This is a genomic window from Clostridiales bacterium, assembly GCA_030016385.1.
GTDB lineage: Bacteria > Bacillota > Clostridia > Clostridiales > Oxobacteraceae > JASEJN01.
On sequence record JASEJN010000027.1, the window covers coordinates 13,905 to 39,091 of the forward strand.

A 25,187-nucleotide genomic window follows, 5' to 3' on the forward strand; every position below is an offset into this window, starting at 1 on the left:
TTACCACCTTACTATATAATCTTGATGATGTAATAAATTAAACCTACGATTACGGAAGAAGTTATGCCGTATACAAGCACCGGACCGGCTATCACAAACATTTTGGCACCGACTCCCAATACGAATCCCTCTTTTTTAAACTCCATAGCAGGTGAAACTATGGAGTTTGCAAACCCCGTTATAGGAACGATGGAACCTGCTCCGCCAAACTTGCCTATGTCGTCGTAGATGCCAAGGCCCGTGAGAAAAGCTCCGAGAAAAACCATTATTATCGAAACGCAAGTGCCTGCATCTTCCTTTGGAAGTCCTGCATTCAGTAACATAACGGAAAAAAATTGCCCGACATCGCAGATTAACCCTCCGACAATAAATGCACACAGGCAATTCTTGAAAATACTCGATTTCGGCCCTCTCTGTTTAACCATCTCCTGATAGTCCTTTGGTTGCATATTGTTATCCATTTTGTTTCTCCTCCTTTAAGCCCTTGTTTCTATCATCTGCCCATATTTTATACCTTCCTGCATTTTGCATGCTGAATACTTCGTTTTCATCTATATTCCTATTCGATACTGCATCATAAACTTTGATATTGCTGTATTTTTTCATAGTTCAAGCTTACCTTCATAAATATATTTTAAATAGATCTAAAAATACGAACATAGCTCTTGCAGGTATTTTGTAATGAGGTTTTTTCAGCAAAAAATAGATTGCCGCCGCAAATAACAAAACAAGTATTATAATGATTATATATTTTCTTGCAGATATTACTTTGGCTATTCTTTGAAACATGTTACCACCCCGCATATGTAATCAATATAATCTTCATTTATTATCTGCAATATCTTTTTTTTAATTCAATTAAAAAAAGATATTGCAGAGCGACTCTTTTCACCGTGCAATATCTTTTTTATGAAGCTTTTATTTTAGCATATTAGCGATTGCATTCCATATAACGGGTCCTTCATAACCCAACCTCCATGCTGCCGCTCCTGCCAGATTATATTCTCTGACAAGTTTCAACCTCCGTTCCATCGATTTATCGTCCTCGATCCATATAATATGCATACATCCTTCATCATCGATGTATGTAATTTTTTTCTGCCCGGCCCCTTTATCATATTCATCTGCCGTTTTTAAAGCCTTAATTTTATCTATATCCTTCATAGCAATGGATTTAACAGAATTCGTCTTGCATAATGTCTCGCCCTTTTCGACTGTGCATGATATATCCTTACTTACATAGTAATATTCCGAATTGAAGGCAACTCTGTACCATTCTTTGGTTTCCCCGGCATATTTCAATAAGGTGCCGGGAGCTAACGGAAGCATTCTCGATAGGCAATCAGGTTTTTCGTATATTCCTATATTCTCCCATTCTACTATTACAACTGATTTTTCCTCAGGCTCTATCCTGTCTATTTTCCAGTCTCTCGTATAAAAAGGAACACCAAGCAGTATCTTTTCTGCCGGTATGCCGATATCGATAAGTTCACCGATACCTTCCCTGACCCATGGCAGTGAACCTGTCGAACCCGGAATTACATCCAGTCTGCCATGCTCATCATATGCCATATATGCTACAAAATCCACATACTTTGAGATTTCGGCCCTGTCATAGCATTTTCCCCAGGCATCGGATTTCGATTCTTTTGTAACATCTACAGACACAATAAAATTATATCTTTTCAATTCCTGCGAAAGCATCATCACATATCTACTGTAAAGATCCCGGCACCTGCTGCCGAATCCTTCAAAGTCAATGTTAATGCCATCCAGATCATAATATCCGGCATACCCTACTATTTCATCTATTTCCTTTTTAACCAGCTTTTTGCTGGAATATACGGTAAAGTTCCTCTCATAATTAAAGTCTGCAATAAGTCCCCATACCTCAAATCCATGGTTATGAGCAATTTTTACATACTCCATGTCTGCATTATCGACTACTTTTATGCTCTCGGGTCTCTCAGGGCTTCCCTCTCTTGTAAACCATGTTGGCGATATGACGTCCAGTCCCTGCTTTGTACTGTTTATATTTATGTAACTTTTATAGTGGACCTCATTTGCATCTTTTCCGGGAATATAATCCCATGCCACCATCAGTTTAGTTTCAGGAACAATATCTATCTTTCGGGCATGGCTTTCAGGTATCCAGCCTTTCTTGCTTCCAAACCGTATTAAGTACTTTCCCTTCTCTTCGGATATAACCCTGTATATTTTTCCCTCAACCGCCCATCTTTCATCTGCAGATCCATCGTCTGCAAACAAAGGCGTATCTTTTATTATTTTAATGTATACTTTTTTATTGTCACTACAACAATTTGATTTCATAATTTGACTCCTCAGACTTTTTTAAATAGCTCTTTGTTAGGAATCCAAAAGTCTTGTTTAAAATATGCTAATACATATGATACTTTTCCTTTATCTTTTCAAACTTCAGGCTTTCTTTACTCCATTTCTCCACAAGTTCAACGGCTTCGCATTTTCTCAACCTTACCTCATCGGTACCTGCAAGGTTATCTATAAAGTAATGCCCGCCTTCTTTAAACGGAGGAATCCACTGGAATTTGCCCATATCCATATCCATAATTTCATACAACATGTGAATGCCTATTTCCACAGGCCTTACGGTTTTTTTATCGATGATGTGCACCTGCACCCCTTTGCAGAGTTCCCCTTTATGCTTTGAAAATGTTGGTTCGAAGTATACCGGCCTGAATTTCACACCGCCCAGTTTTTTACTGTTCATACCGTCGGAAAGCCTGTACGGGTCTATCCAAGGAGCGCCGATTATTTCGAAAGGCCTTGTAGTGCCCCTGCCTTCTGAAACATTTGTTCCTTCAAACAGACATGTTCCATTATATAAAAGAGCCGCATCAAGCGATGGCATGTTGGGTGTCGGATTGACCCATAAAAGATCCGTCCCATCGAAATAAAGTTCTCTGGACCATCCTTCTATTTTCACGACCTCAAGATCGCAGCCGATTTTAAATTCACTGTTCATAAGTTCTGCCATTTCGCCTATGGTGAGGCCATATCTTTGAGTTATCGGATACATCCCCACAAATGATGAAAATTCAGTATCGAGCACATTTCCTTCAACTTCGACTCCCCCAACAGGGTTCACCCTGTCCAGCACAACGAAAGTCTTGCCGTTTTCCGCACAGCTTTGCATACAATATGCCATCGTATAAAGATACGTATAATACCTTGAACCTATATCCTGGACATCCATTACCAACACATCTATGCCGCGCAGCATTTCCGGCGACGGCTTTTTATTTTTGCCGTACAGACTGTATACTGTTATTCCCGTAAACTCATCGACATATGTTCCTACAGATGCGCCTGCCTGCAGATTTCCCCTTATACCATGCTCGGGTGAGTAGAGAGCACATAAATCAAATCTTTTATTCAGTATATCTATTGTGGACTCCAGGTTTTTATTAAGCCCTGTAGGCCCTGTAATCAGTCCCAGCCTCTTACCCTCAAAAATGCTGCTGTATTTTTCGATAACATCGATTCCATTATTAACTGCTGCCTTTCCCATCTATCGTACCTCCTGGTTGCATAGCATATAAATGAAACAAAATGCCGTTATTCATAATCTTACCATAAATCCACATCGGCAAAAAGATATATGGATAGCTGCATTATGAAGCTATCCATGCAAAATCAACAACTAAAGTAAATTTTTTTGTTCTTATTATTCTGTGAAGTACAGCTGACCATCTTTAATCATCTTGGCTAAAGCTGTATTTATATCTCCGAAATAATAGTAATCCTTTTGGATTTTATCCGGTATTCCTTCAGGCAAACTCAATGTCTGATCATATATTCTCAAACATGATGCCTTCTCTATAACAGGCATATATAAGCACAAATCATTCGTCAATGTCATAAAATCCTCCGTCAGCTGCTTTATCTCTTTGTCATCAGTCGAATTAAAGAGTTTAAGCAGCATCTGCGTTACATTGTATTCCTTGTTTGTAACCGGGTCCTTCATTATGCGGTCTTCCCCTTCCTTTAAAACCGGCAGACCAGTTCTCGCCGCGCTTGACGAATAGATGTTGTTAAATGCCTCCCATGGTGTATTATACCCTGATGAACCTCCCAGGAAGCTGCAGCCTATCATAAAGTCGGAACTATTTAAATATTTCCAGATAACCCCGCCATCCATCGGCTTGAAATTCACGTCAAAGCCAAACTCTTTGAGCATAGTCGACATGGCCTCCCCCGTATACATGAAACTCGGCCATGAATTAATTACAGCAATCTCAAGCTTTACTGCTTTTCCTTTATCATCAATCCATTTACCATTAGAATCTTTTTTCCATCCTATCGATTTTAACAATTCTTCCGCTTTTTTCTGGTTGTATGAGTAGTCGGTCAACTTATCCGTAAAGCCCTTGTCCGTATAATTAGACTGCAATGAAGGCAATAATCCGGAATTTTTCCAGTCGCTCTTGAAGCTTCCCGGTTCGGCTATAGTCAATAAAGTGTCTCTATCCGTAGCATAACTTATCGCTTTCCTTACCTCAGGGATGCTTACGGGATATTTCTGAATGTTGAAGCCATATCCTATTTGCGAAAGCTCCGGTACATATAACTTCCTTATTTTATCCTTATACTTTGCTTCCACCTGTTTTGCCATATCCGGACTTAAGCCGCCGTTTTCAACGGTGTATTGCCCTTCCATAATTGAAGATGCAAAAGCTTCGGCGCTTCCAGGCCTTAATCCCCTGAGCTTGGTAATCTGGGGTTTTATCATATAATTCGGATTTACCTTAAACATTATTTCTGCTGTGGTAACAGATGCTATGGCATATGGGCCGCTGCATACCGCCTCTTCGGGTTTTGGCTTATATGTCAGTACATCCTTGTTTATTTCATCGAGTTTTTTTTGCCCATCCGTTGTGAATTTATAATATCCTGTGGCAGCATTTATTTCTCTGCCGTTCAATGCCACGTCTTTCTTCCGGTCTGCCCATTTTCCATAGATCTTTGCAGGTGTCGCAACCGGAAGATTAAATGTAACATTTAATACCATAGGCGTATTGGTTACATATGAAATTTTAACAGTCAATTCATCCACTTTTTCCAAACTCTTGATATAAGTCCATACAGAGCTTCTGCCCACATTCATGTAAAAATGAGCCATAATATCATCTGCCGTCAGCTGGCTTCCATCGCTCCATTTTAAACCTTTTTTCAGCGTCATGGTCAAGACTTTATCCTTGAATTCATATTTTTCAAGCAGTTCTGTCTTGAATTTTCTTTCGGGAAATGGAGAATAATTGGCCAGATAGCCGTACATAAAAGGTTGTATCGACCAGTTAATGCCTGATGTATCATCTAAAGGATTCCCATTGAAAGCCGGCGGCGGTGCGCAGTCTATCAATGTCGTCAGAACTTTGGTGCTGTCTGCCTTGGCAGGTTTGCTTAATCTGAATACATTGCCCGTATTTGATTTCTGCTTCCCGTTGTTTGTCGATTGTTTCGTGCATCCAAACATACTTGCAAGCATTATTAAGGATAATGTAACCACAGCTAGCCTTATAGCTAGTTTTCTCATGAATAAACCACTCCCTTTTATAATATTCTTATATCAAGGCTATTGCATAAATAGCCTTATATACTTTACAAAACCTTGAATCCCCTGTTTATATGGATTATTGAATTTCTCCCTGCTGGTTATTATTCCTTTAAAAACTTAAGCGCTATATAAGCTCCCGATACGACGATCAAATTGATTATTATGACTATCGCGTATACGACTCTTACAACTTCATTCTTTTGTGAGATTAGAAAGCAAAAAACTGAAATCAGCAAAATAGTTATGGAAATTATTGCTATATACTTAATAAAACTTTTTATCAAAGGTATATCCACCATGAATTTTCCGGTTTTTTTCTTTTGTCTTGCATTTAGACGTCTTGCATTTAGACGTGATGACATGCTACAAGCCCTCCATCAATAGTTCTCAACTTTGGTTCTTCCCTTTCGCATATTTCTGAGCACAGCGGGCATCTTGGATGAAATTTGCATCCTGTCGGCTGGTTTACGATATCAGGCATATCGAGAGATCTTAATGGCAATTCGGCCGAATAATCTCGCCTGTGGTCGGGATCCGCTTCCGGAACTGCAGCAAGCAACGCTTTGAAATAAGGATGCCGTGGATTTTCAATAGCCTTCTGAATCTGATTGCATTCCACCATCCGTCCTAAATACATCACCACTATCCTCCCGTTATTTGCTATGTATCTTGCGGTTCCTAAATCATGGGTAATATAAACAAAGGAAATATTATGCTTTTTATTCATCCTTGACATTAAGTCAAGCAGGGCTATCCTCAGGGATACATCTACCATTGAAACAGGCTCATCAGCTACAATCAGCCTGGGCTTCACCGATAACGCCCTGGCCAGGAGAATCCTCTGTCTCTGGCCGCCACTCAGTTGATGCGGATATTTTTCCAGGAACTGTTCCGGAGGATTTAGTCCTACCTCATTAAAAAAACCGTTTAAAATATCCAGTGCCTGACTTTTGTTTTTTGCTATACGGTTCTGCAAAAGCGGTAGGGATAACGATTGAAATATTGTCCTGTTTGGATTCAGGGCGGCATAAGAATCCTGATGGACCATCTGCACCCCCAGCCTGTAGTCTTTATACTCCCGCCCTTTAAGCTCTTTTACGTTTTTTCCTTTATATAAAACTTCCCCCTCGGTCGGCTCGTATATGCCTACAATCACCTTTCCCAGCGTAGTTTTGCCGCAGCCGCTTTCACCCACAACGGCTATTATTTCGCCCTCCCCGATGCTCAGGTTGAAATCGACAACAGCCCTAATCTTTTCCATTTTGTTTACTCTATTTTCAAACGACATGCCTATATTTTTGATTTCCATAACATTCACAGCTTAAGCACCTCTCTCCACAAATAGCACCTTGAATACCAACCTTCTTTTACGGGATACAACTTATCTGTTCTTTCCTTATCTCCCTGACACCGACCGCTAATATAAAACATGCATCTCTCCGAAAATCTGCATCTATCAGGAAGGTTTAAAAGGTCTGGCGGATACCCCGATATGGCCTTTCGCTTGCTTATATCATCGTGCAGTGATGGAACAGCATGCATCAATCCATAGGTATACGGATGAGATGGATTTTTAAAAACATCCTCAACATCCCCGCACTCCACCACCTGTCCTGCGTACATGACTCCTATTCTGTCCACAATCGAACCGATTATTGAAACATCATGAGTTAAAAATATCATCGTTATGCCGGATTCGTTGTGGATCTTCCTTAAAATATCGATAATATACCACTGGGTGATGACATCGAGAGCCGTAGTAGGTTCATCAAGTATCAGTATTTCAGGGTCAAGAAGAAGGCTTAAAGCTATTATCGCCCTCTGTTTCATTCCTCCGCTTAACTGGTGGGGATAATAATCAAGCACCCTTTCCTCCAGTCTTACCTGCTTCATTATCTTTTTGGCCTTGGAAATTACTTCTTCCCTTTTAATTTTGGAATCATGGGCCCATGCTGTTTCCAGAAAATGATCTTTAATCGTCAGAACTGGATTTAACGCGTTCTGCGCTGCCTGGAATACGGAAGCAAGATGTGTCCACCTGTACTTTGAATATTCTCTTTGGGATAAACTTAAAAGATCAACTGATTCTCCATCCTTTGTGTGGTATATTATCTGACCCTCGGATATCACGCCCGGATTCGCCACAAGATTTAAAATGCCGGAGGCAAATGTACTTTTTCCGCTTCCGCTTTCACCTATTATACCCAATATTTCTCCATCATTTATTGTTATTGAAATTTTGTCGCATGCTCTTAATATTCCATTTTTTACCTTAAAATCAATCGATAAATTTTTAACTTCAATTATAGGTTTCATTTGCATACCCTCCTATGACCTCAATCTCGGGTTTAAAGCTTCGTCTAAACCTGTTGCAAACAGCAAACATCCCAACTGAAACAGAAGAATGCCTATTACAGGCGTCAAAAAGTAGATTGCAGTGCTCGAGCCAAGAAGAGCTCCTGTTTGGGAAAGCGATATTTGTATCATCATGCCCCAATGGTTCCCCTTAAACGGTACAAGCCCAAGTACCATGAGGCCGACACTCGCAATAATGGACCTTTTCATAATGCCTATAAAATTAATAAATACATAGGATATTATATTGGGCAGGATATCCTTGGTTATTATATTGAATTTATTAATCCCAAGTATCCTGCTGGCTTCAATGAAATCTTTGTATTTCAGCGTTATCACCTGAGACCTTATCTGCTTGGCCAATCCCGGCCACGACCACAGACTTAAAACCAAACCGAATGTTAGCTGATCCTGTACTTTTATAACCATCGATAAAATCATCGTTACCGGAAAGCTCGGCATAGTCAATACCACATTTGCGAGGAGCATCAAAAGAGCATCGGCCCTTCCTCCTAAAAGTCCCGAGAGTATGCCTATCGTGCATGCAAAAGTTACAGTAAATACGCCTGCAAAGAATGCCACGAGCAAAACATCTCTGGAGCCTAAAATAAACTGCACGAGAGTATCTTTGCCGGCAAAGTCCGTCCCCAGCCAGTGTTTCATCGAAGGAGGTTTTAACCTGTACGCATAATTTGATTTTGGCTGGGTTAGCAATATCGGGCCAAATATCGCCATAATAAGGAAAACCAGCAGTATTATAAAACCAATCCTCGATTGCTTGTTTGCCCATATGACTTTAAAAAATTCTTTTAAACCTTCAAAACGCCTTTTCTTGTATATAATCTCACTATTATTTCTCTGCAGCTCCATATCTATCTCTCCCTCAATCTTGGATTTAATACAGTATAGAGTGCCTCAGCGATCAGGCTGGAGATCACCACCATAATGATTATGATCAGAAACATCCCCTGCATCAATGTAAAATCCCTCTGACTGGTAGCACTACTAAGATAATATCCGACTCCCGGATACAGAAAAAGATTTTCTATAAGAGGCGAGCCGCCAAACATGAACCCAAAAGATATGGCTAAACCTGTCACCATCGGAAGTATGGCATTTCTTCCCAAATAACTTGTAAGTATCCTCCTGTCCGACAGTCCTCTTGCCCTTGCATAAGTCATATAATCTTCGCCCAATACTGTTATACAGCTTGCTTTCATGGCTAAAGCCCATCCTGCCACAGTTGTTATAAAATAGGCAAGTACCGGAAGTATGGCATGCTGCAGTACATTGAGTATAAACGCTAAATTAAATCCGGGTACCACATTTGAACTATACGCTCCTCTCGATGGCAATAACCCGGACTTTATAGAGAATATGAATATTAAAATATACCCTACTATATAATCAGGCATGGCGCCAAAAATCGATTGATATATCGTCAAAAATGCATTTAATGTTTTTTTACGCTTCCATGCTATATATATACCGATAAGTACGCCGACTATAAAGGATAACAAAAGCGAAATACTGCAAACCAAAAGAGTCCATGGCAGTGCACCTAAAACCACTTCCGTCACCGGTTTACGATATATCATGGACTCTCCCAAGTCACCTCTGAAGATACCTGACGCATATTCCGTGAACCTTTCTATGATTGGTTTTTGCGGATCATAATTCAACTCGGATTTAGCTCTGGCATAAGCCGTATCATAATCTATGGCCATAGATCTTATGTAGCTCTGTGCCAAAATATCCACCGGGTTTCCCGGCATGTTTTGTATAACGATGAATACCATTATAAGTGAAATCATAACTGTAATAATAAGAGTGCCGACTTTTTTTACCATTGAATTTTCCCCCTCCCTTGAAAATTGTGTAAAATTCAAACATATTTTTATAATTTAGGCATTAAAATCCATCTCTTGTGAAATAAAAGCTCTTGCGGCAAGTAAATCTTTAGAATTGACCATCCCTGATATTTCAGAGATATTTTATATATTTGTACAGCTCCCCTTTTATAAATCCGATCAGTCGTTAAATCTTTTATAGATATTCGTTTGCAATATAATACATAATTAACCAGTAGGAGTAATTAATTCCTTCTACTGGTTAATTATATCATTTGTGGCACTTTTATTCAATAGTATTTTTTATATTTGAAACTTTATTTTAATTTGGGTTAATTGTAAAAGTAAGTTCCACCCCAATACCCTTGAATTATGTCTTTAGAAATTTAGATACAGATCTCACATGCACCGGTTTACTGCTTTTACAACTGTATAGCCTTACACAAAAAGAGAGTATCGCGACGTACTTTTATGTAGTTCTTCGATACCCGCATCATGTCATTATATCCCGCATTTTCGCCAGGACTTTCTTTTCAATCCTCGAAACCTGAACCTGGGAAATGCCAAGCATTTTTGCAATTTCAGTCTGAGTCTTGTCTTTAAAATACCTGAGTATTATTATCTGCCTTGCTTTTGGTTCAAGCTTGTTTATAACTTCCTTCAGTGCAATTTTATCTGTGACATCGGCATCTATATCTTTATCAGCACTGAGTTTATCTATCAAAAATACCGGGGAGCCGTCATCCTGGTGTATGATTTCATATAAATATTCAGGGCTTACCATGGAATCCATGGCAACGGCAAGATCCTCCGGAGATACATCGAGTTCGGCCGATATTTCCGCAACAGTTGCATCCCTTCCCAATTGTTTGGACAGATTTTCCCTTACTATTTTTGCTTTCTTTGCTACATCTTTCATTGACCTGCTTACTTTGATTATCCCATCGTCCCTTATAAACCTTTTAATTTCACCCATTATCATAGGAACCGCATATGTAGAAAATTTTACTTTGAATTTAGGATCAAAATTATTTATAGCTTTAATAAGGCCTATGCTACCTATTTGAAAAAGATCTTCAAATTCATATCCCCTGTTTAAAAATCTTTTAGCAATAGATGAAATAAGCCCTACATTTCGCTTTATGAGCAATTCTTCGGCATCCTTATCGCCAAGCTGGCTTTTGCTTATAAGTTTTAAAGTCTCTTCATGGCTTAATATTTGAGGTGGATTTTTGTTGCCGGCTTTTGTATCCATATCCACATCTCCAGTCATTCAATAGATTTAAATACTTTTGTCATAACTACCCTTGTGCCCTTCCCCGGCTTTGAATAAACATCCACAGTATCCATGAATGTTTCCATAACGGTAAAACCCATGCCGGATCTTTCAAGCTCCGGTTTTGTCGTAAATAAAGGCTGCCTTGCCTTTTCTATATCTTCAATGCCTTTTCCCTCATCGATTACCTCTACCGTCAGTTTATTATCCTTTATATCTGCTATAATAGTCACTTTACCCTCTGTATTTTCATATCCGTGAATTATAGAATTTGTAACCGCTTCAGATACTGCAGTCCTTATGTCCGATATTTCCTCTATTGTAGGATCGAGCTGCGATGCGAATGCTCCGACAACCGCCCTTGCAAATGCTTCATTTTGGGACTTGCTCGGTATCTCAAGTTTCATGTTGTTTTCGCCTTTCATATATCTCCACCCCCGTTACATATTTAAAAGTGCTTTATCTATGCTGTCATATAATTTTACAATCCTCAATATCCCCGAGATTTCCATTATCTTTTTTACCTGCATGCTTACATTCGCAACTGCCAACTTTCCCCCAAGTTCAGAAACTTTTTTATATCTCCCGATGATTACCCCGATTCCTGCGCTGTCCATAAAATTCACTCCGTTAAAGTCGAATATTATGTTTTTTATCGGGTTGTTATCTATCTGATTGTCTATCCTCTCCCTTATGGTCTCAGATGTATGATGATCGATTTCCCCTGCAATCGATACAATAAGCGTTTTATTTGCTACCTTAAAAAAAAGTTTCATTATAATACTGCTCCTTTCCCTTATTCTACTATTATATTCTACAATTAACAATAATTTCCTTCAATATCTTTGCAAATATTAATAATAATTTCTTATTTAAAACATTATTATTAATATGGGCAATATAAAGGGGTGAGATAATGAAGGACGAAATATTAAAAATATTATCCCAGCTAAAGGATAAAAAAATCTCAGATGAACAGGCTATAAAGCTTATCGATCTGCTGTATGACAAAGAGAGTCATGATGGAAGCACATATAATATGGATGAATCATTAAAGAACACCATTGAATATTTTAAAAATAACTGCTCTGATATGTCTGGAGAGCTTTATAAGGAACTTGAAGATATAAATAAAAAAATGCTGGGCAACATATCCTTTGACAACGATAAATTTTCAGCGTATTTGAAAAATATTGAAGGCAGGCTGAAAAATATATCGGAATCCTTATCCGATGAGATTTCAAAAGATAAGAGCAGTTCATATTCCAGGAAGTTTTCCGGAATAGAAAATTTAAAATCGGATGCAATAAATGAAATGCAAACAGATACGCTGAAAAAAACGTTTGAGAAACTAAAATATGACATAGACAGGATATCCATCGATGATTCTATCATAAAGGATAAACTTCCTGATTTTTTCAATAAAATAGAAAAGGATTCGCAAAAATATAATAATTACGTTAAAATAATAAAAAAGGATGCGTGTGCCGACTGCATGCTGGACATTATACTGGAGACTGCATGCGGAAATATTGTACTGGATAATCAGGAAGGTAACTCTATAAATGTGGGAATATATACAAACTCACAAAGCAAGTACACGGAGAAATTGATAGATTATAGAGAAGATAAAGGCCAGTTTAAAATAAAAGCCAGGCATCGGCCTGGCCTGTCAATAAGCCTTTATGCCTATTTGCCGGGCAAAAATTTCAAGGATGTATTTTTATCTGCCGCAAGCGGACGCATAGGTGCTGATAAACTGTCAGCGTCATCTATAACGGGTAAAGTTTCGGACGGCAAGATAAACTTCTCATGTGTCAGCTCCCGAGATGTAAAAATTACCTTATCCGACAGCACCGCCGATCTTTATGATATAATGTCGGAGAGAATATATATAAAAGGGAGCAATTCTGAAATCATCCTTGAAAGAATCAGCTGCCCCCATATATATATAAATACGGCAAATGAAAAGATAACTGTGTCCGATATATATAATATATCGGAAAACAATGAATTAAGGCTCTACAATCAGAATGCTGGAATAGATTTGGAAATAGATGTTGCAGATGATACAGGCATTTTTGTAGATGCTTATTCTTTAAACGGAAAGGTAATTATCGATCGTAATATAAAGGGATTGTCATTTGAGGTAAATGAAAGCGATCATGTAATATGCAAAAGCTCAAACTGTGAAAGATTCAGCAAAAATATTAAAATAAGCGCTCAGACGACTAACTCGTTTATAAATATTTTTGAAAGGCCGTAGGCTGTATATATTATTTAAAGAATATTATATGATTCCTTATAAATTGAAAATATGTATGATTAAACTTGGAGGATAACAAAATGTTAAGGATAATAAAGGGCGCCAGGGTATTCTCCCCTGAATATTTAGGGAAAAAGGATATCCTGATCGCAAACGACAAGATAGAAAAAATAGCCGATAATATCGAACCGCCATCACCTGATTTTTCTGAAGTGGAAGTAATAGATGCCAAGGGTAAAATACTGACTCCCGGTTTTATCGATGCTCATGTGCACCTTATAGGCGGAGGCGGTGAGGGAGGATTTGCAACGCGTACACCTGAAGCCATGCTTTCCATGCTTACGCGCTTTGGAGTAACCACCGCTGTCGGGTGCCTTGGAACGGACGGCACTACAAGGCATATGACAACCCTCCTGGCAAAAGCCAGAGCATTGGAGGAGGAAGGCATCACGACTTATATTTACACAGGGTCGTATGAGATACCGGCAAGAGTTATAACGGATAGTCCGCGCAACGATATAATATTGATCGACAAGGTAATAGGCATAGGGGAAATAGCCATTTCTGATCACCGCTCTTCACAGCCTGTTATGCACGACCTTTTGAGGCTTGCTTCCGAAGCCAGAGTAGGAGGCATTCTCTCAGGGAAGGCAGGAGTGCTGCATTTGCACGTAGGAGACGGGCGAAGAAGGCTTGATTACCTGTTTGATATAATAGATGAAGGAGAAATACCACCGACACAAATGGTCCCTACCCATGTAAACCGCAGCCATGAACTTTTCAATCAGGCCATCAGATATGCAAAAATGGGAGGCGTCATCGATCTGACATCCAGCATATTCCCAATTAAGGAAAACGATCCTGAAATAAAAGCGAGCAAGGCCATAAAAATATTGCTAAACAGCGGCGTTCCCGATGCAAATGTGACCATGAGCTCAGACGGATTCGGAAGTTCACCTATCTTCGATAACAAAGGGAAACTCATAAAACTTGGAATAGGTTCTGTAAAATATGAGTACACGGAATTTCGCGATGCTGTTTTAAAAGAAAACATACCGCTCGCGACAGCCTTAAAGCCTCTTACTTCAAATACCGCAGATATATTGAAACTGAACAGAAAGAAGGGAAGGATAAGAAAGGGCCTGGATGCAGATTATATTATATTTGATGAAAAAGACCTTTCCATAGACTCTGTAGTGGCAAAAGGCAAAATAATGGTCCAAAATGGATTGCCCATTGTATTTGGAACTTTTGAGAAAAGCTGATCTATTTATCCAGAAGCTCCTGGAGCATTTTGGCATTGTCAGCCCCTTTGGCTTTAAAATGATTGTTAAAGGCAATGAATGTTATATGTGCATTTTTCTTTATAAATTTTATGCTAGGCAACCATTCCTTTAGCTCATCTTCTTTATATAAATAGTTATACCTTTCATATGACTCATTATGGCTGTACCACTTTTCTGCATTTCTGCCATGGAACCTTATGTAGCCTATCTTTGACGTTACTATACCTGCCTTTTTCACCAGTCCTTTTATATCAGGTTCATCCACATTTATAAATCCGATGGAATACTTTAAGAGTTTCTCATATACTGATGTATTCATCCAGCTGTTGTTTCTGAATTCCACATTTATATCGACATCTTTGAATTTATCCCTTATTCCTTTTATATAGTCCAGATTTTGATCCGTATATTTAAAACTATACGGAAATTGTGCCACGATGCACCCGAGTTTTCCGCTTTCCTTAAGCGGCGTTATGGCATCGTTGAAGTCCTTGTAGGCTTTTTCATCTGCATCTTTGGCATGAGTCATCGATTTGTGGAGTTTTACTGTAAAGACAAAGTCGTCGGGTGTTTTCTTTATCAGACTCAAAAACATATACTTATTTGGAATCGAGTAATAAGTAGAATTTATCTCCGTAAACTTGAATACTTTGGAATACTCTTCAAGCATCTCGCTTTTCGTTATGCCTTCCCTGTAAAATGTTCCGACCCAGTCATTATAGCTATATCCCGATGTGCCTATATATATCATCTGCCGTCCCTTCCCTCTATTATATTTATTTCGCTCTCATTTATATCGAACATACTATATATATATCTATCTATTTCCTTCTGTATTCCCTTTGATACCTCCTCGCTGCGGCATGTTGAAATATGCCTGACGAGATCTGCTATATACCCGTCGTCTATTTCGGGTACTTTAAGCCTCATGACCGTATTTGGGTAATATTCGTAAAGGTCATTCCCAAGCTTTTTGGCAAAGCTTTTAAAATAAAATTCATAAAGTCTGCTGTTTAAAATACCTGTTAAAAATTCATAGGATATTTTATCCTTGTATTCATCAATTATATATAAGCCATATACATCGGCGCTGCTGTAGTTTCCCTTATCGATCGCGAACCTGTTGGATGAAGCCTTATATGGGAAAATGATTTTATTCATCTCAAACAGGCTTCTATTTCTCCCCCACTGCAGCTCATACCATTTTCTTGCACCGCTTATGCACTCGCGCCTCTTTTCAAGCTTTGGCCTGTACCTTTCTATATATGAAATGGCATTTTTATATGAATCGGCGTCGTCGATAATGTCAGAATATATTATATAAAGGTTCATGCTTTCGGCTTTGTATTTCTTTATGCAACTGCTTTTTATCCACGGCTTTATTAAATCCCTTTCTATCTTATAATTTTCTATATCCTTCTCATCCATAATAAATGCCTTATCACAGCCTGTTATTATACCCTGAAAGCTTTTGCATATATCGGACAGCTTTTTGCCCAATTTCCTGTTTATTTTTTCCAAAATTTGCATTTGATTTTCATCACAGAGTATCCATCCTTCATGATTCAATTTTCTCTGTGGAAAATTAAAACTGTCAAAATACCTTTCTGAGCCCTTCCGAAGCTCGACGAAGGCTTCATTCGCCCCAATCCTTCTCAGTTCATTTTTTGCCTTGAATACCTTTATTATATTGCTATTTCCTGCCGGATCATTATCGCTTTTATTCTTCCTAAGAAGCAATATCACAGGATCAACTGAAATCCCTTCCATTATCCTTACACCATAGAAATCGACTATTCTTTCTATACTGCACATCTTATCGATATAGTCCCTTATATATTTTCCATTCAAGGATTCCAGAAAATATCTTGATGTTATGAAACAGAGCCTGCCTCCACCCTTTAACCTGTCTATTGAGCTTTTAATAAAGCAAAATGAGATATCCGCCTTGTCACGGAATATACCCTTGTATATATCGCTTAATTTTTCACGGTAGCTGCGGCATATCCTCTTGTGTCCTATATATGGCGGATTTCCTATTATTATATCATATTTCCCCTTGAACAATTTATCCTCCATGTTATGGTCTATCAGGCTGTCGCAGCATATAATATTGGGCCTTATGGCGCTTTTATTTTTTTTTAGCATCAAGCCCGCACATGATAAATTCACGGCCGTTTTATCGGAATCGGCGCCAAATATATTGTTTTTTATTATATGTTCATGTATATTGTCAGCACTCAAGTTTAACCTTTTATACTCTGAATTGATCCCATTTATATTTTTTAAATAAAAATCGCGCATATAATCATATATTTGAAGCAAGAAAAATCCGCATCCGCAGGACGGGTCCAGTATTCTCAGAAACGGATTGTCAATCATGTCGATTTTGTCAAATACAATATCTATCATATACCCGATTATGCTCTCATCAGTATAATAGCATCCAGAATTTTTCCTTTTTTCTTCATCTATCATGGATTCATACCGTTTTGAAATGGAAATTACATCTGCCGCATCTTTTTCGCCGTAATCATCATATATTTTATCTATTCTTTTATTGAGAAAATCTTCCGCATCCATTATTTATCCACCCCGTCTATACCGTGATATAAAATATCCCCTAAATAAAAAATATGCAATTGCACCTATATCGATCATCCCTGGGCGATGTCGAGAAGCGACGTGGACTTGAGGGAAATAGCCAGGCTGACGGCCGGTGCAATGATGCACGCAAACAGGAGAACAATGCCTCCGATGCCAATATGCACCCACGGAATCGTCTGAAATTTCGTCAAAAGCTCACTTCCCAAATCTCTTCCATTTTGCAGAACGGAAAAAATGCCCAGTATTCCCCCTGTAAGGCATCCGAGCATTCCGGCCAAAAATGCTTCACTTATGACGCTTGCATAAATCTGGCCTTTTGTCATTCCGACTGCAGTCAGCAATGCAAACTCCGGCTTACGCGCCAAAGTGCCTGATAAAAACAGGTTGAAAATCGCAAGGAAAATTACCAGACCTAAAACGCTGAATATCGCATATAAGCCCATCTGGTGCTGCCTTAATCTGTTGTTTTCCTCTTTATTTACAAAGCTGTCCCTGCCATTTGTAATATTGTATCCTCTCGGTTTCGACAGCGCCGATATCTGCGGCAGAGGGTTTCCCCCTTTTTCCGAATCCACATAGACCTCCATGATGCCTTTATACCGGGTGTCAAGCTTTGCCAATTGCTCTTCGCTCATGATTGCGACAAAGCCGCTGCCTGCACCGCTAATTTGCCCAAACGGCAGGGGGTCCACAAACCCTCCGATTGTATATACATATTCCTTAACGGGTGAGATATTAAAGAGGTCATTGCCGCTATCCTCAACCATAGTTATTTTATCACCGACCTTTAATTTGGTATATGGAATATTAATGTTGCCCACTGACTGTATATATTTCGGAAGCAGGATAACGGGATCCGCTTTCATCCTGCCGATATCTATCCGGCCTTCAACCAGGTATTTCCTGGCAAAATCAAGTTCATTATCACTGTAGCCGCCAATGCCTCCCTTTACAAAACTTATTCCCGGATAACCGTTCCGCTCGGTGGGACAGGCAAGATCGAACATTTTTTTGCCCTGCGGGGTGATCAAACTGTTGTCAATTTTAAAGTAATACCAGTACATAATCCCCTTTCCAGGATCTTTTTGAAGCATAGATTGATCATACTGATCCAATATACTGCTCTGGGAATAAATGCTTTTTACACCCTTAAGCGCCCTCAAGTCATTAAGGAATCTATTGTCCGCCGGCTTTACAGTATTATCATAGTAAGGATTTCCCGAAGCACCCCCTATTGCATCTGGATACTTTATGTACGACATTTCAATGGTATAATCAGCTATATGAGGCATCCGTCTGTTTCCCATTTTCCATTGCACTTCTATTTCTTTTGTAAGCCCTATAAATGAGGCAAAAAGAAGCGCCACCGAAGCGGTCAGCAGAATAGACCGCCCTTTATTCTTTAACGCTGTTTTTAATCCAAACAATACTGCAAACGAAAATCTTCCGCTGCTTTTGTCAAGCCACGGACCTGATGTGGAATCTTCAAAAATTCCTGCCCCGGGACGTGCATTTATTACAGCCAGCGGCGAGCTGTGCCTTACTTTCCATGCAGGATAGATGGAAGATACAATAATGGCGATAAGGCATAAAACGGCATCTAGAATAATTTTCATCCACGGGATTGTAACGGCGCCGTTGATTTCGCTTAATGGATTTCCAAGAACCAGCCGCGCTCCTTCGGTGCCTAAGAATACGCCTGCCGGCAGGGAAATTATTGCTGCAAAAAAGGCATGGAAGAGCAAAATACGGCCTGTGCTTTCAGGCTCAAGCCCTATGGCGGAAAACAGGCCCAATTCACGCATGCTACTGCCTGCAATGATATTTATTGAAACGAATGCCATCATGAACAGGACGATAAGCAGCATTATATCTGCTGTAAGGGCATTTTTACGGGCAAACTGGTTGTTACCCATCTTCTGGAATGTTTCGGCCCCTTTGACATTCTCCTGTGCCAAAAGGTATACATTGTAATAAGGGGTGCTGTTTTTAGCGGATGCTAATTTTAACGCATCTTCACCATTGAAAAATTCTAAGCCATCGCATTTTTCAAAAGTCCGGACTGCTTTTCCAATGCTGACGCTGTCCTTTAATCGGATGAGCACAAACGGCTTTATTTTGTCTTCGGCAGCCTTGGAAGCAAGGTAGTTATTATCTACGGGCACTGTACGCAATTGACTTTCGGCGATCAGTTCCTCGTTTTGCCCATATGTACCGAATCCCCGCACTGTATCGCCTGATATCGTATTGGCTGTGGACTTGAACGCACCGACTATATGATAAACCGTCCCACCGGTACGAATATCGGTAGGCAGGCTGTCGATTTTCTGTTTGCGCAGGTACCAGTCTTCAACTACAATCTCGCGGGGGGCTTTGGGAAGGCGGCCTGAAATTATATGCTTCGCCATCATCGAATAGCCTTCCTCACTCACCAATATCAGATCCAAAGAACAAGCGTCGTCTTCAATCGGTATTTTCTCCAACCGGCACGCAATACATGCCTTATCTGCAAGGCCTGTCTTTTCAACCTGACTTGCAGCTCCTTCATCCTTTGCAAAATAGGCAAGCTGCCAGTCGCCATAATCAAGTTCCGCCTGCATTTTACCCTGTTCAAGGGAATTCTGCTCTATCACGGCCACTGCAGATATCATCATCAATACTATTGTAATACCGAGTATAAGAAGGAGCGAACGCTTTTTACGCCTTGTAATCATAAGTATTGCAAGGCGGGTATCAATTCTCATCGGCTCCGCCTCCTGTATCGCTTACGATAGTGCCGTCGGACATCTCTATGATTCTCCGGCATTTGGATGCGACACGCGGATCATGTGTTACAATCACCATCGTCTGCTTGAATTCATCCGCCATATTCTGCAGCACTTGAAGTATATCCTCTCCCGTTTTGCTGTCGAGGCTGCCTGTCGGTTCGTCGGCATATACGATGGATGGTTTGGCGGCCAGAGCCCGTGCAATGGCTACACGCTGCTGCTGTCCGCCCGACAGTTTGGATGGCAGGGTATGGCGCTTGTCCTCCAGTCCCAGTGCGTCTATCAGCCGCTCCAAATGATTGCGGTCGGGCTTTTTACCATCCATCAGCACTGGAAGCATTATATTTTCCTCAACTGTCAATATGGGAACCAGATTGAAAAACTGAAATACAAATCCGAAATGCCTGCGTCTGTAAACACAAAGTTCCGAGAGCGAAAGGTCATAGATATTTTCACCATCTACCATGACTTTGCCTGCTGTCGGCTTATCGAGGCCGCCTAAAAGATGAAGCAGCGTTGATTTTCCAGATCCCGACGCGCCTATAACTGCCGTGAATTCCCCTTTTTCAATCCTGATATTTACGCCCGCCACTGCGTTAACCGCACCGGCCGCTCGTCCGTATGTCTTTTTAAGATCAATCGTCTGTATGTAACTCACTCAATGCACCCCCGTAGTTTTTCCCCTTTCCCGATCCTCCTCTCCTTGTAAGCAGGAGCACATGGTACAGCCAGTTTAAAATATCGGACTTTTTTGCATATCTGCCTGAAATGCGCATGAGCTTCCCGTAAAGCCATATGCCTATGGAGCCGAATAGGATGAATAATAAGATATCTTCCGTGCTTATAGATTTATAACGGTTGATTGAGCCCAGAGCCAGTCCCCATAAAATATACCATGCTTCTATGAATATTGATGCAATGCATATGGCTGCAAACCCTTTTCTCTTCTGAAAAACCATTGCCGCTGCAAAACCGAAGATGGCATAGACGACAAATGAAGCGCCAAAGTACACGATGTTATGGAATATAAAATAGTCCATTCCAAAACCTAAATTTACAGATTCGAATTCCCTAATAATTCTGCCAAGCGGATTAAGATAAATCATATTATGTGCAGGTGCATTACGCTGGATAACCAGCGGAAAAACAGTAAAAACAAACAAAAGGGAGCATGCTGCATAAACTACAGTGAACAGGCTCATCTTATATTTTACAAGGGTACCGCGGCGCTTTTCATTATATCTGTAGATCAAAGCCATAGGTATGAAAAGCAATACGCAAATCTCTAAACCGACTATCCTGTAAAGCATGATAACACTTCCTTTTCAAATAATATAAATAAAATATAAATGGGGGAATGTCCACCTTTTAAACCCAATCATCCCCCAACCATAAATTTGTTATAGCAGTTTCATCCAAAATAATCCGAATGGAAACAGCAAATTTTGTTGTACATTAGAACATAATACTAAAGGCTGAAAATTTAATACAGGAATAATTCTGATGCAAATACTTATATTTCATTAATCTAATTTTAAAACATATTATTAATTAGCAGCACTAGACATTGTGCATGTCCCCGACCAAAGTGCACAGTAACCATTCCAAAATGAAAAATAATAGCTCCCTGTTCCAATTGCCCAACTGTATGTTTGCCCAGTCGGATTTGCATTCCTTTGTGTTCCCAAATATCTTTCACCTTGACCTGAGATATACTGGACCGGTGTTATTTCCAAATCACCGTCACCATCATTACCGATACGCTCAAAATTATCCTATCTAATTTTTTCTTTAACATAATGTTACCCTCCATTATTAATTCTCCCAGACTCCACAACTTTACTTCTTAATGCTTTGTTCCTGCCGGATTTATGGATGCACTGCTTTCTTTATCGATTGATGCAATGCTGTGCCTCCTTTCTTCTCTAGCTTAATAATTGAGATAACATATAGTTTATGTTATTAATTCCAATATTTACTACTATCATTTTAGCATAAAGAGATAAAAAAGTAAATATTTTAAATTTTCAATTCATAACCAAGCTTTTTACTGCAGATCCATCTTCACTATTTATATTTTATGTTATATTATAATTATATAATATATTTTGATCGATAGGGGTTATATAATTAATAAAGTTTATGCTGACAGCAAATTGTATAATGATTACAATTTTATGATTCTACATGCACTTTCAGGTACACACAGTTATAGGATAACTTTGAAATAATTTATGGTTTCCAGTAAAAAAGTTGCTTTTGCAATTCATCCACAATTTCAGATTTGAGTTTATGTTTTTTAAGTGTCTCATTTTAAGTTATTAAAGTTTTAATACAAGCATCTGCTTACAGTTAAATTTATGCAACATAATATATAAGTACATGGCAAATACTATATCTATATGAAAATACCGATATTATGAGTTAATCCTTATCTTTATTTGAAATAAGCTTTAACTATATTAAAATGTAATTTTTATCGTATTGGGAAAAATTATAGAGAGGTGTTTAATTTGAAATATCGCTTTGCAATGATGGTCGTTACAGTATTCCTTTTGGTTTTTATATCTTCCTGTAAGAGCAATATAAATAAAAAGACTTATCCTGAAAAAGAGGAACAGAAAACCGGGGATGTCTCAGTAACTCCCGGTCAAAATGACAGCAGTGAAGATGAAGCACAAGACGGCAAGGATAAGGATGATACACCTGATATCAATGGAGGCATCCAGGGTCAGAGCAATAATCCCGATGATTCCGGCAGCGCCAAGGGCGATACCGGAAATGGCAAGATAGAAAATGGCAATTCCGGCGATGTACTTTCGGATATAAGCAACAAAGCCATAGGCAACTGGATGCCGGCACGGGCTAAAAATCATGCGGTACCGTCCCTGAACTCCGGTTATAAAAGCATATTTGAAAAATATAACTGCTATTTTACGGGTGATACTTCATCAAAGGTTATATATCTTACATTCGATGAGGGTTATGAATACAAATATACGCCGACGATACTCGACATCCTTAAGGAAAACAACGTAAAAGCAAACTTTTTTGTTGTAAAATCATATATTAAAAATAATGCCGATCTTGTCAAGAGGATGGTGAGTGAAGGGCATATCATCGGCAATCATACCACAACCCATCCTAATATGCCCGCCTTATATGCAAAATCCGGCAAGGCCGCTGTAATAAAAGAGCTGACCGATACGGCAGATTATTTCAAAGAAGTAACAGGGCAGGATATGCCAAAGTTTTACAGGCCACCTGAAGGCGTATGGAGCGAGGCAACATTATATATAACCAATGAGATGGGATACAAAACGATACTCTGGAGCATGGCACACCGCGATTGGGATGTAAATAAGCAGCCTGGAAAAGAAGCTTCATACAATTTTGTAGACGAGAATTACCACAATGGCGCCATACTCTTGCTTCATCCCCAGTCTCAAAGCAACACCGAAGCTTTAGACAGTATCATAAAAAATTTGAAGAGCAAAGGTTACGAATTTAAACCATTAACAGAGATTACAAAATAGCTTCTTAAATATAATTCAATGGCTCTACAAACTTTTACTATAAAGGCCTATTTCAAAAGCTACTTCGCTAATTCATATATTGCTTTGCTGTATATTTTTGCACAATTTATAAGATCATCTATCTGTATATACTCATCAGGCATATGAGCCAAATCATCGCGCCCCGGAAATACCGGACCAAAGGCCAACACATTATCGAAAGCCTTTGCATATGTCTGGCCGCCTATTGAAATCGTATATCCTTCTTTGCCCGTTACCTCTCTGTATGCATCTAAAAGAGAAGATACGATCTTGCTGTCTTTTTCTATATACAGCGGCTTCCTGTAGCTTAACTGCGAAATTTCTATTTTGTTCTCATCCGCGATATTCAATATTCTGCCGAATATATCCTCATATTTGGCTTTCACAGGATATCGTATATTTATAGCTGCAGAAGCATTTTCATCGTCTATATATATGCGGCCCAAGTTTACCGTGAGATTTCCTGATATATCATCGCTGAAATTTATATTTAAAGCCTTTCCCATGCAATCATATCCTATATATTTTGCAATAAACTTGATGAAATCCGATACATCGTTTTGTCCCAAATTGAACTGGCTCAAGAACACGATAAGCTGGGAAATCGCATTTACCCCGTTTTCCGGAATACTGCTGTGGCATGATACACCATGCGATGTAATAAACACATCATCGCCATCTTCCTTGATGCTCATATTTATCTTATTGCTTTCGCAATACAGTCCTAAAGTATCCTTTAACATCCTTTTTGCCATATCCTTTAGTCCCAAGCAGCATGTACAAAAATTTGGCACGATATTCAGCGCATTCCCTCCTGTAAGGGATTTAATGCTTATCATTCCCTTTGATTTTCTTAATATATTCTTTTTAAACACGATGTTTATGGATCCCTTTTCAGCATTGATTACCGGGAATGCACCGTCCGGAGTAAAACCACAACATGGAAGAGCCTCATTATTAGTGTAATAAGGTATATCCTTCCACCCGCTTTCTTCATCCGTTCCAAAGATTATCCTTACTCTTTTACCTAATTGGGCACCGGAATCCTTTACAGCTTTCAGGCCGCATAAAGCAGCAATCAACGGCCCCTTGTCATCAATGGCCCCCCTTCCATATATCTTATTATCAACGCACACTCCTTCATATGGCGGATAAAGCCAGCCGTCGCCCTCCGGTACGACATCTAAATGGCCGATAACGGCAGCAATATCATTGCCATCCCCAAACTCGGCATACCCGATATGTCCGTCTATATTCTTGGTCTTAAACCCGAATGAAGATGCAAGGTTTAGCATATACATCAGAGCATCATTTACACCGCTGCCAAATGGCGCATTAGTCAATGGCTCAGTTTCAACACTTTTTATCCTTATTAACTCCTGGGTGTATTTTATTATATCGTTTTTCATGCCGTTTATAATATTATTAAAGTCCATATTTTTTCCTCCAATTAGCAGTACAACATATAAAAATCGACTTTTTATTTTATAATATATCAATCAGCCAAATAGAGCCTATTAAAGACATTATATATTTTTTTTACACTAAATGCTATAAGCACATTAAAGTTACTTCAATTCGTAATTTGAACTTATGTTATTTTGAACACTCATTCGTCAGATTCAA

23 protein-coding genes are annotated in these 25,187 nt (G+C 39.2%); 3 read left to right on the top strand and 20 right to left on the bottom strand.

From position 1 onward, the window contains the following. Positions 1-11: 11 nt before the first annotated feature. The 14 genes from spoVAC to spoIIAA all read right to left on the bottom strand — a co-directional run bounded on the left by spoVAC (position 12) and on the right by spoIIAA (position 11,853). Positions 12-461 (bottom strand): stage V sporulation protein AC, encoded by a 450-nt coding sequence (gene spoVAC / locus QME45_07925; protein ID MDI6618590.1) that lies wholly within the window; start codon positions 459-461, stop codon positions 12-14. Further along, entirely contained in the window at positions 454-606 is a 153-nt protein-coding gene (locus QME45_07930) for a hypothetical protein (protein ID MDI6618591.1), read from the bottom strand. Before QME45_07930 ends, spoVAC begins: the two co-directional genes overlap by 8 nt. 15 nt (positions 607-621) lie before the next feature. Further along, positions 622-789 (bottom strand): hypothetical protein, encoded by a 168-nt coding sequence (locus QME45_07935; GenBank protein ID MDI6618592.1) that lies wholly within the window; start codon positions 787-789, stop codon positions 622-624. A gap of 129 nt (positions 790-918) precedes the next feature. Next, positions 919-2,331, bottom strand: a complete 1,413-nt coding sequence (locus QME45_07940) for a glycosyl hydrolase family 18 protein (protein MDI6618593.1) — start codon at positions 2,329-2,331, stop codon at positions 919-921. A gap of 67 nt (positions 2,332-2,398) precedes the next feature. Beyond that, positions 2,399-3,550 carry a DUF1343 domain-containing protein gene (locus QME45_07945; GenBank protein ID MDI6618594.1) on the bottom strand — a complete coding sequence of 384 codons (1,152 nt, stop codon included), beginning with the start codon at positions 3,548-3,550 and terminating at the stop codon, positions 2,399-2,401. A gap of 156 nt (positions 3,551-3,706) precedes the next feature. Beyond that, entirely contained in the window at positions 3,707-5,575 is a 1,869-nt protein-coding gene (locus QME45_07950; protein ID MDI6618595.1) for an ABC transporter substrate-binding protein, read from the bottom strand. Between the two features lie 122 nt (positions 5,576-5,697). Then, positions 5,698-5,958 carry a hypothetical protein gene (locus QME45_07955; protein ID MDI6618596.1) on the bottom strand — a complete coding sequence of 87 codons (261 nt, stop codon included), beginning with the start codon at positions 5,956-5,958 and terminating at the stop codon, positions 5,698-5,700. Continuing rightward, the gene (locus QME45_07960) at positions 5,943-6,905 is read right to left on the bottom strand and encodes an ABC transporter ATP-binding protein (protein MDI6618597.1); all 963 of its coding nucleotides are present in this window, start codon (positions 6,903-6,905) and stop codon (positions 5,943-5,945) included. The genes QME45_07955 and QME45_07960 overlap by 16 nt, the downstream gene beginning before the upstream one ends. A 5-nt stretch (positions 6,906-6,910) precedes the next feature. After that, positions 6,911-7,912 (bottom strand): ABC transporter ATP-binding protein, encoded by a 1,002-nt coding sequence (locus QME45_07965; protein ID MDI6618598.1) that lies wholly within the window; start codon positions 7,910-7,912, stop codon positions 6,911-6,913. A 12-nt stretch (positions 7,913-7,924) separates the two neighbouring features. Continuing rightward, the gene (locus tag QME45_07970) at positions 7,925-8,821 is read right to left on the bottom strand and encodes an ABC transporter permease (protein MDI6618599.1); all 897 of its coding nucleotides are present in this window, start codon (positions 8,819-8,821) and stop codon (positions 7,925-7,927) included. 2 nt (positions 8,822-8,823) lie between these two features. Next, the gene (locus QME45_07975; GenBank protein MDI6618600.1) at positions 8,824-9,801 is read right to left on the bottom strand and encodes an ABC transporter permease; all 978 of its coding nucleotides are present in this window, start codon (positions 9,799-9,801) and stop codon (positions 8,824-8,826) included. Between the two features lie 493 nt (positions 9,802-10,294). Then, on the bottom strand, positions 10,295-11,056 hold the full coding sequence (gene sigF, locus QME45_07980) for an RNA polymerase sporulation sigma factor SigF (GenBank protein MDI6618601.1): 762 nt from the start codon (positions 11,054-11,056) through the stop codon (positions 10,295-10,297). 14 nt (positions 11,057-11,070) lie between these two features. Further along, complete coding sequence (gene spoIIAB / locus QME45_07985) at positions 11,071-11,502, bottom strand: anti-sigma F factor (GenBank protein MDI6618602.1); 432 nt, start codon at positions 11,500-11,502, stop codon at positions 11,071-11,073. A gap of 15 nt (positions 11,503-11,517) precedes the next feature. Continuing rightward, complete coding sequence (gene spoIIAA / locus QME45_07990; GenBank protein MDI6618603.1) at positions 11,518-11,853, bottom strand: anti-sigma F factor antagonist; 336 nt, start codon at positions 11,851-11,853, stop codon at positions 11,518-11,520. Between the two features lie 140 nt (positions 11,854-11,993). Between spoIIAA and QME45_07995 the strand changes: the two genes are divergently transcribed. Together QME45_07995 and iadA are read left to right on the top strand one after the other, a co-directional pair. Continuing rightward, the gene (locus QME45_07995) at positions 11,994-13,343 is read left to right on the top strand and encodes a hypothetical protein (protein MDI6618604.1); all 1,350 of its coding nucleotides are present in this window, start codon (positions 11,994-11,996) and stop codon (positions 13,341-13,343) included. 80 nt (positions 13,344-13,423) lie between these two features. Further along, positions 13,424-14,608: a beta-aspartyl-peptidase gene (gene iadA / locus QME45_08000; protein MDI6618605.1), complete on the top strand. Its 1,185-nt coding sequence runs from the start codon at positions 13,424-13,426 to the stop codon at positions 14,606-14,608. 1 nt (position 14,609) lies between these two features. Here the strand turns inward: iadA and QME45_08005 are convergent, their stop codons facing one another. From QME45_08005 to QME45_08025, 5 genes are all read right to left on the bottom strand, one after another. Continuing rightward, a complete protein-coding gene (locus tag QME45_08005) occupies positions 14,610-15,380 on the bottom strand; it encodes a DUF72 domain-containing protein (GenBank protein ID MDI6618606.1) in 771 nt (256 codons plus the stop codon). After that, positions 15,377-17,212 (bottom strand): N-6 DNA methylase, encoded by a 1,836-nt coding sequence (locus QME45_08010; GenBank protein ID MDI6618607.1) that lies wholly within the window; start codon positions 17,210-17,212, stop codon positions 15,377-15,379. The genes QME45_08005 and QME45_08010 overlap by 4 nt, the downstream gene beginning before the upstream one ends. Before the next feature lie 74 nt (positions 17,213-17,286). Beyond that, positions 17,287-19,980, bottom strand: a complete 2,694-nt coding sequence (locus QME45_08015; protein ID MDI6618608.1) for an FtsX-like permease family protein — start codon at positions 19,978-19,980, stop codon at positions 17,287-17,289. Then, complete coding sequence (locus tag QME45_08020; GenBank protein ID MDI6618609.1) at positions 19,970-20,662, bottom strand: ABC transporter ATP-binding protein; 693 nt, start codon at positions 20,660-20,662, stop codon at positions 19,970-19,972. The genes QME45_08015 and QME45_08020 overlap by 11 nt, the downstream gene beginning before the upstream one ends. Continuing rightward, complete coding sequence (locus QME45_08025; GenBank protein ID MDI6618610.1) at positions 20,640-21,314, bottom strand: hypothetical protein; 675 nt, start codon at positions 21,312-21,314, stop codon at positions 20,640-20,642. The genes QME45_08020 and QME45_08025 overlap by 23 nt, the downstream gene beginning before the upstream one ends. A 1,203-nt stretch (positions 21,315-22,517) precedes the next feature. Here QME45_08025 and QME45_08030 point away from each other — a divergent pair. Beyond that, a complete protein-coding gene (locus QME45_08030) occupies positions 22,518-23,540 on the top strand; it encodes a polysaccharide deacetylase family protein (GenBank protein ID MDI6618611.1) in 1,023 nt (340 codons plus the stop codon). 59 nt (positions 23,541-23,599) lie between these two features. Here the strand turns inward: QME45_08030 and pepV are convergent, their stop codons facing one another. Continuing rightward, on the bottom strand, positions 23,600-24,997 hold the full coding sequence (gene pepV / locus QME45_08035) for a dipeptidase PepV (protein ID MDI6618612.1): 1,398 nt from the start codon (positions 24,995-24,997) through the stop codon (positions 23,600-23,602). Positions 24,998-25,187: the final 190 nt, after the last annotated feature.

Excerpts from the sequence above, each read along its gene's own strand:
- spoVAC (MDI6618590.1), bottom strand. The coding sequence starts at position 461 with ATGGATAACAATATGCAACCAAAGGACTATCAGGAGATGGTTAAACAG.
- QME45_07930 (MDI6618591.1), bottom strand. The coding sequence starts at position 606 with ATGAAAAAATACAGCAATATCAAAGTTTATGATGCAGTATCGAATAGG.
- QME45_07935 (MDI6618592.1), bottom strand. The coding sequence starts at position 789 with ATGTTTCAAAGAATAGCCAAAGTAATATCTGCAAGAAAATATATAATC.
- QME45_07940 (MDI6618593.1), bottom strand. The coding sequence starts at position 2,331 with ATGAAATCAAATTGTTGTAGTGACAATAAAAAAGTATACATTAAAATA.
- QME45_07945 (MDI6618594.1), bottom strand. The coding sequence starts at position 3,550 with ATGGGAAAGGCAGCAGTTAATAATGGAATCGATGTTATCGAAAAATAC.
- QME45_07950 (MDI6618595.1), bottom strand. The coding sequence starts at position 5,575 with ATGAGAAAACTAGCTATAAGGCTAGCTGTGGTTACATTATCCTTAATA.
- QME45_07955 (MDI6618596.1), bottom strand. The coding sequence starts at position 5,958 with ATGTCATCACGTCTAAATGCAAGACGTCTAAATGCAAGACAAAAGAAA.
- QME45_07960 (MDI6618597.1), bottom strand. The coding sequence starts at position 6,905 with ATGGAAATCAAAAATATAGGCATGTCGTTTGAAAATAGAGTAAACAAA.
- QME45_07965 (MDI6618598.1), bottom strand. The coding sequence starts at position 7,912 with ATGAAACCTATAATTGAAGTTAAAAATTTATCGATTGATTTTAAGGTA.
- QME45_07970 (MDI6618599.1), bottom strand. The coding sequence starts at position 8,821 with ATGGAGCTGCAGAGAAATAATAGTGAGATTATATACAAGAAAAGGCGT.
- QME45_07975 (MDI6618600.1), bottom strand. The coding sequence starts at position 9,801 with ATGGTAAAAAAAGTCGGCACTCTTATTATTACAGTTATGATTTCACTT.
- sigF (MDI6618601.1), bottom strand. The coding sequence starts at position 11,056 with ATGGATACAAAAGCCGGCAACAAAAATCCACCTCAAATATTAAGCCAT.
- spoIIAB (MDI6618602.1), bottom strand. The coding sequence starts at position 11,502 with ATGAAAGGCGAAAACAACATGAAACTTGAGATACCGAGCAAGTCCCAA.
- spoIIAA (MDI6618603.1), bottom strand. The coding sequence starts at position 11,853 with ATGAAACTTTTTTTTAAGGTAGCAAATAAAACGCTTATTGTATCGATT.
- QME45_07995 (MDI6618604.1), top strand. The coding sequence starts at position 11,994 with ATGAAGGACGAAATATTAAAAATATTATCCCAGCTAAAGGATAAAAAA.
- iadA (MDI6618605.1), top strand. The coding sequence starts at position 13,424 with ATGTTAAGGATAATAAAGGGCGCCAGGGTATTCTCCCCTGAATATTTA.
- QME45_08005 (MDI6618606.1), bottom strand. The coding sequence starts at position 15,380 with ATGATATATATAGGCACATCGGGATATAGCTATAATGACTGGGTCGGA.
- QME45_08010 (MDI6618607.1), bottom strand. The coding sequence starts at position 17,212 with ATGGATGCGGAAGATTTTCTCAATAAAAGAATAGATAAAATATATGAT.
- QME45_08015 (MDI6618608.1), bottom strand. The coding sequence starts at position 19,980 with ATGAGAATTGATACCCGCCTTGCAATACTTATGATTACAAGGCGTAAA.
- QME45_08025 (MDI6618610.1), bottom strand. The coding sequence starts at position 21,314 with ATGCTTTACAGGATAGTCGGTTTAGAGATTTGCGTATTGCTTTTCATA.
- pepV (MDI6618612.1), bottom strand. The coding sequence starts at position 24,997 with ATGGACTTTAATAATATTATAAACGGCATGAAAAACGATATAATAAAA.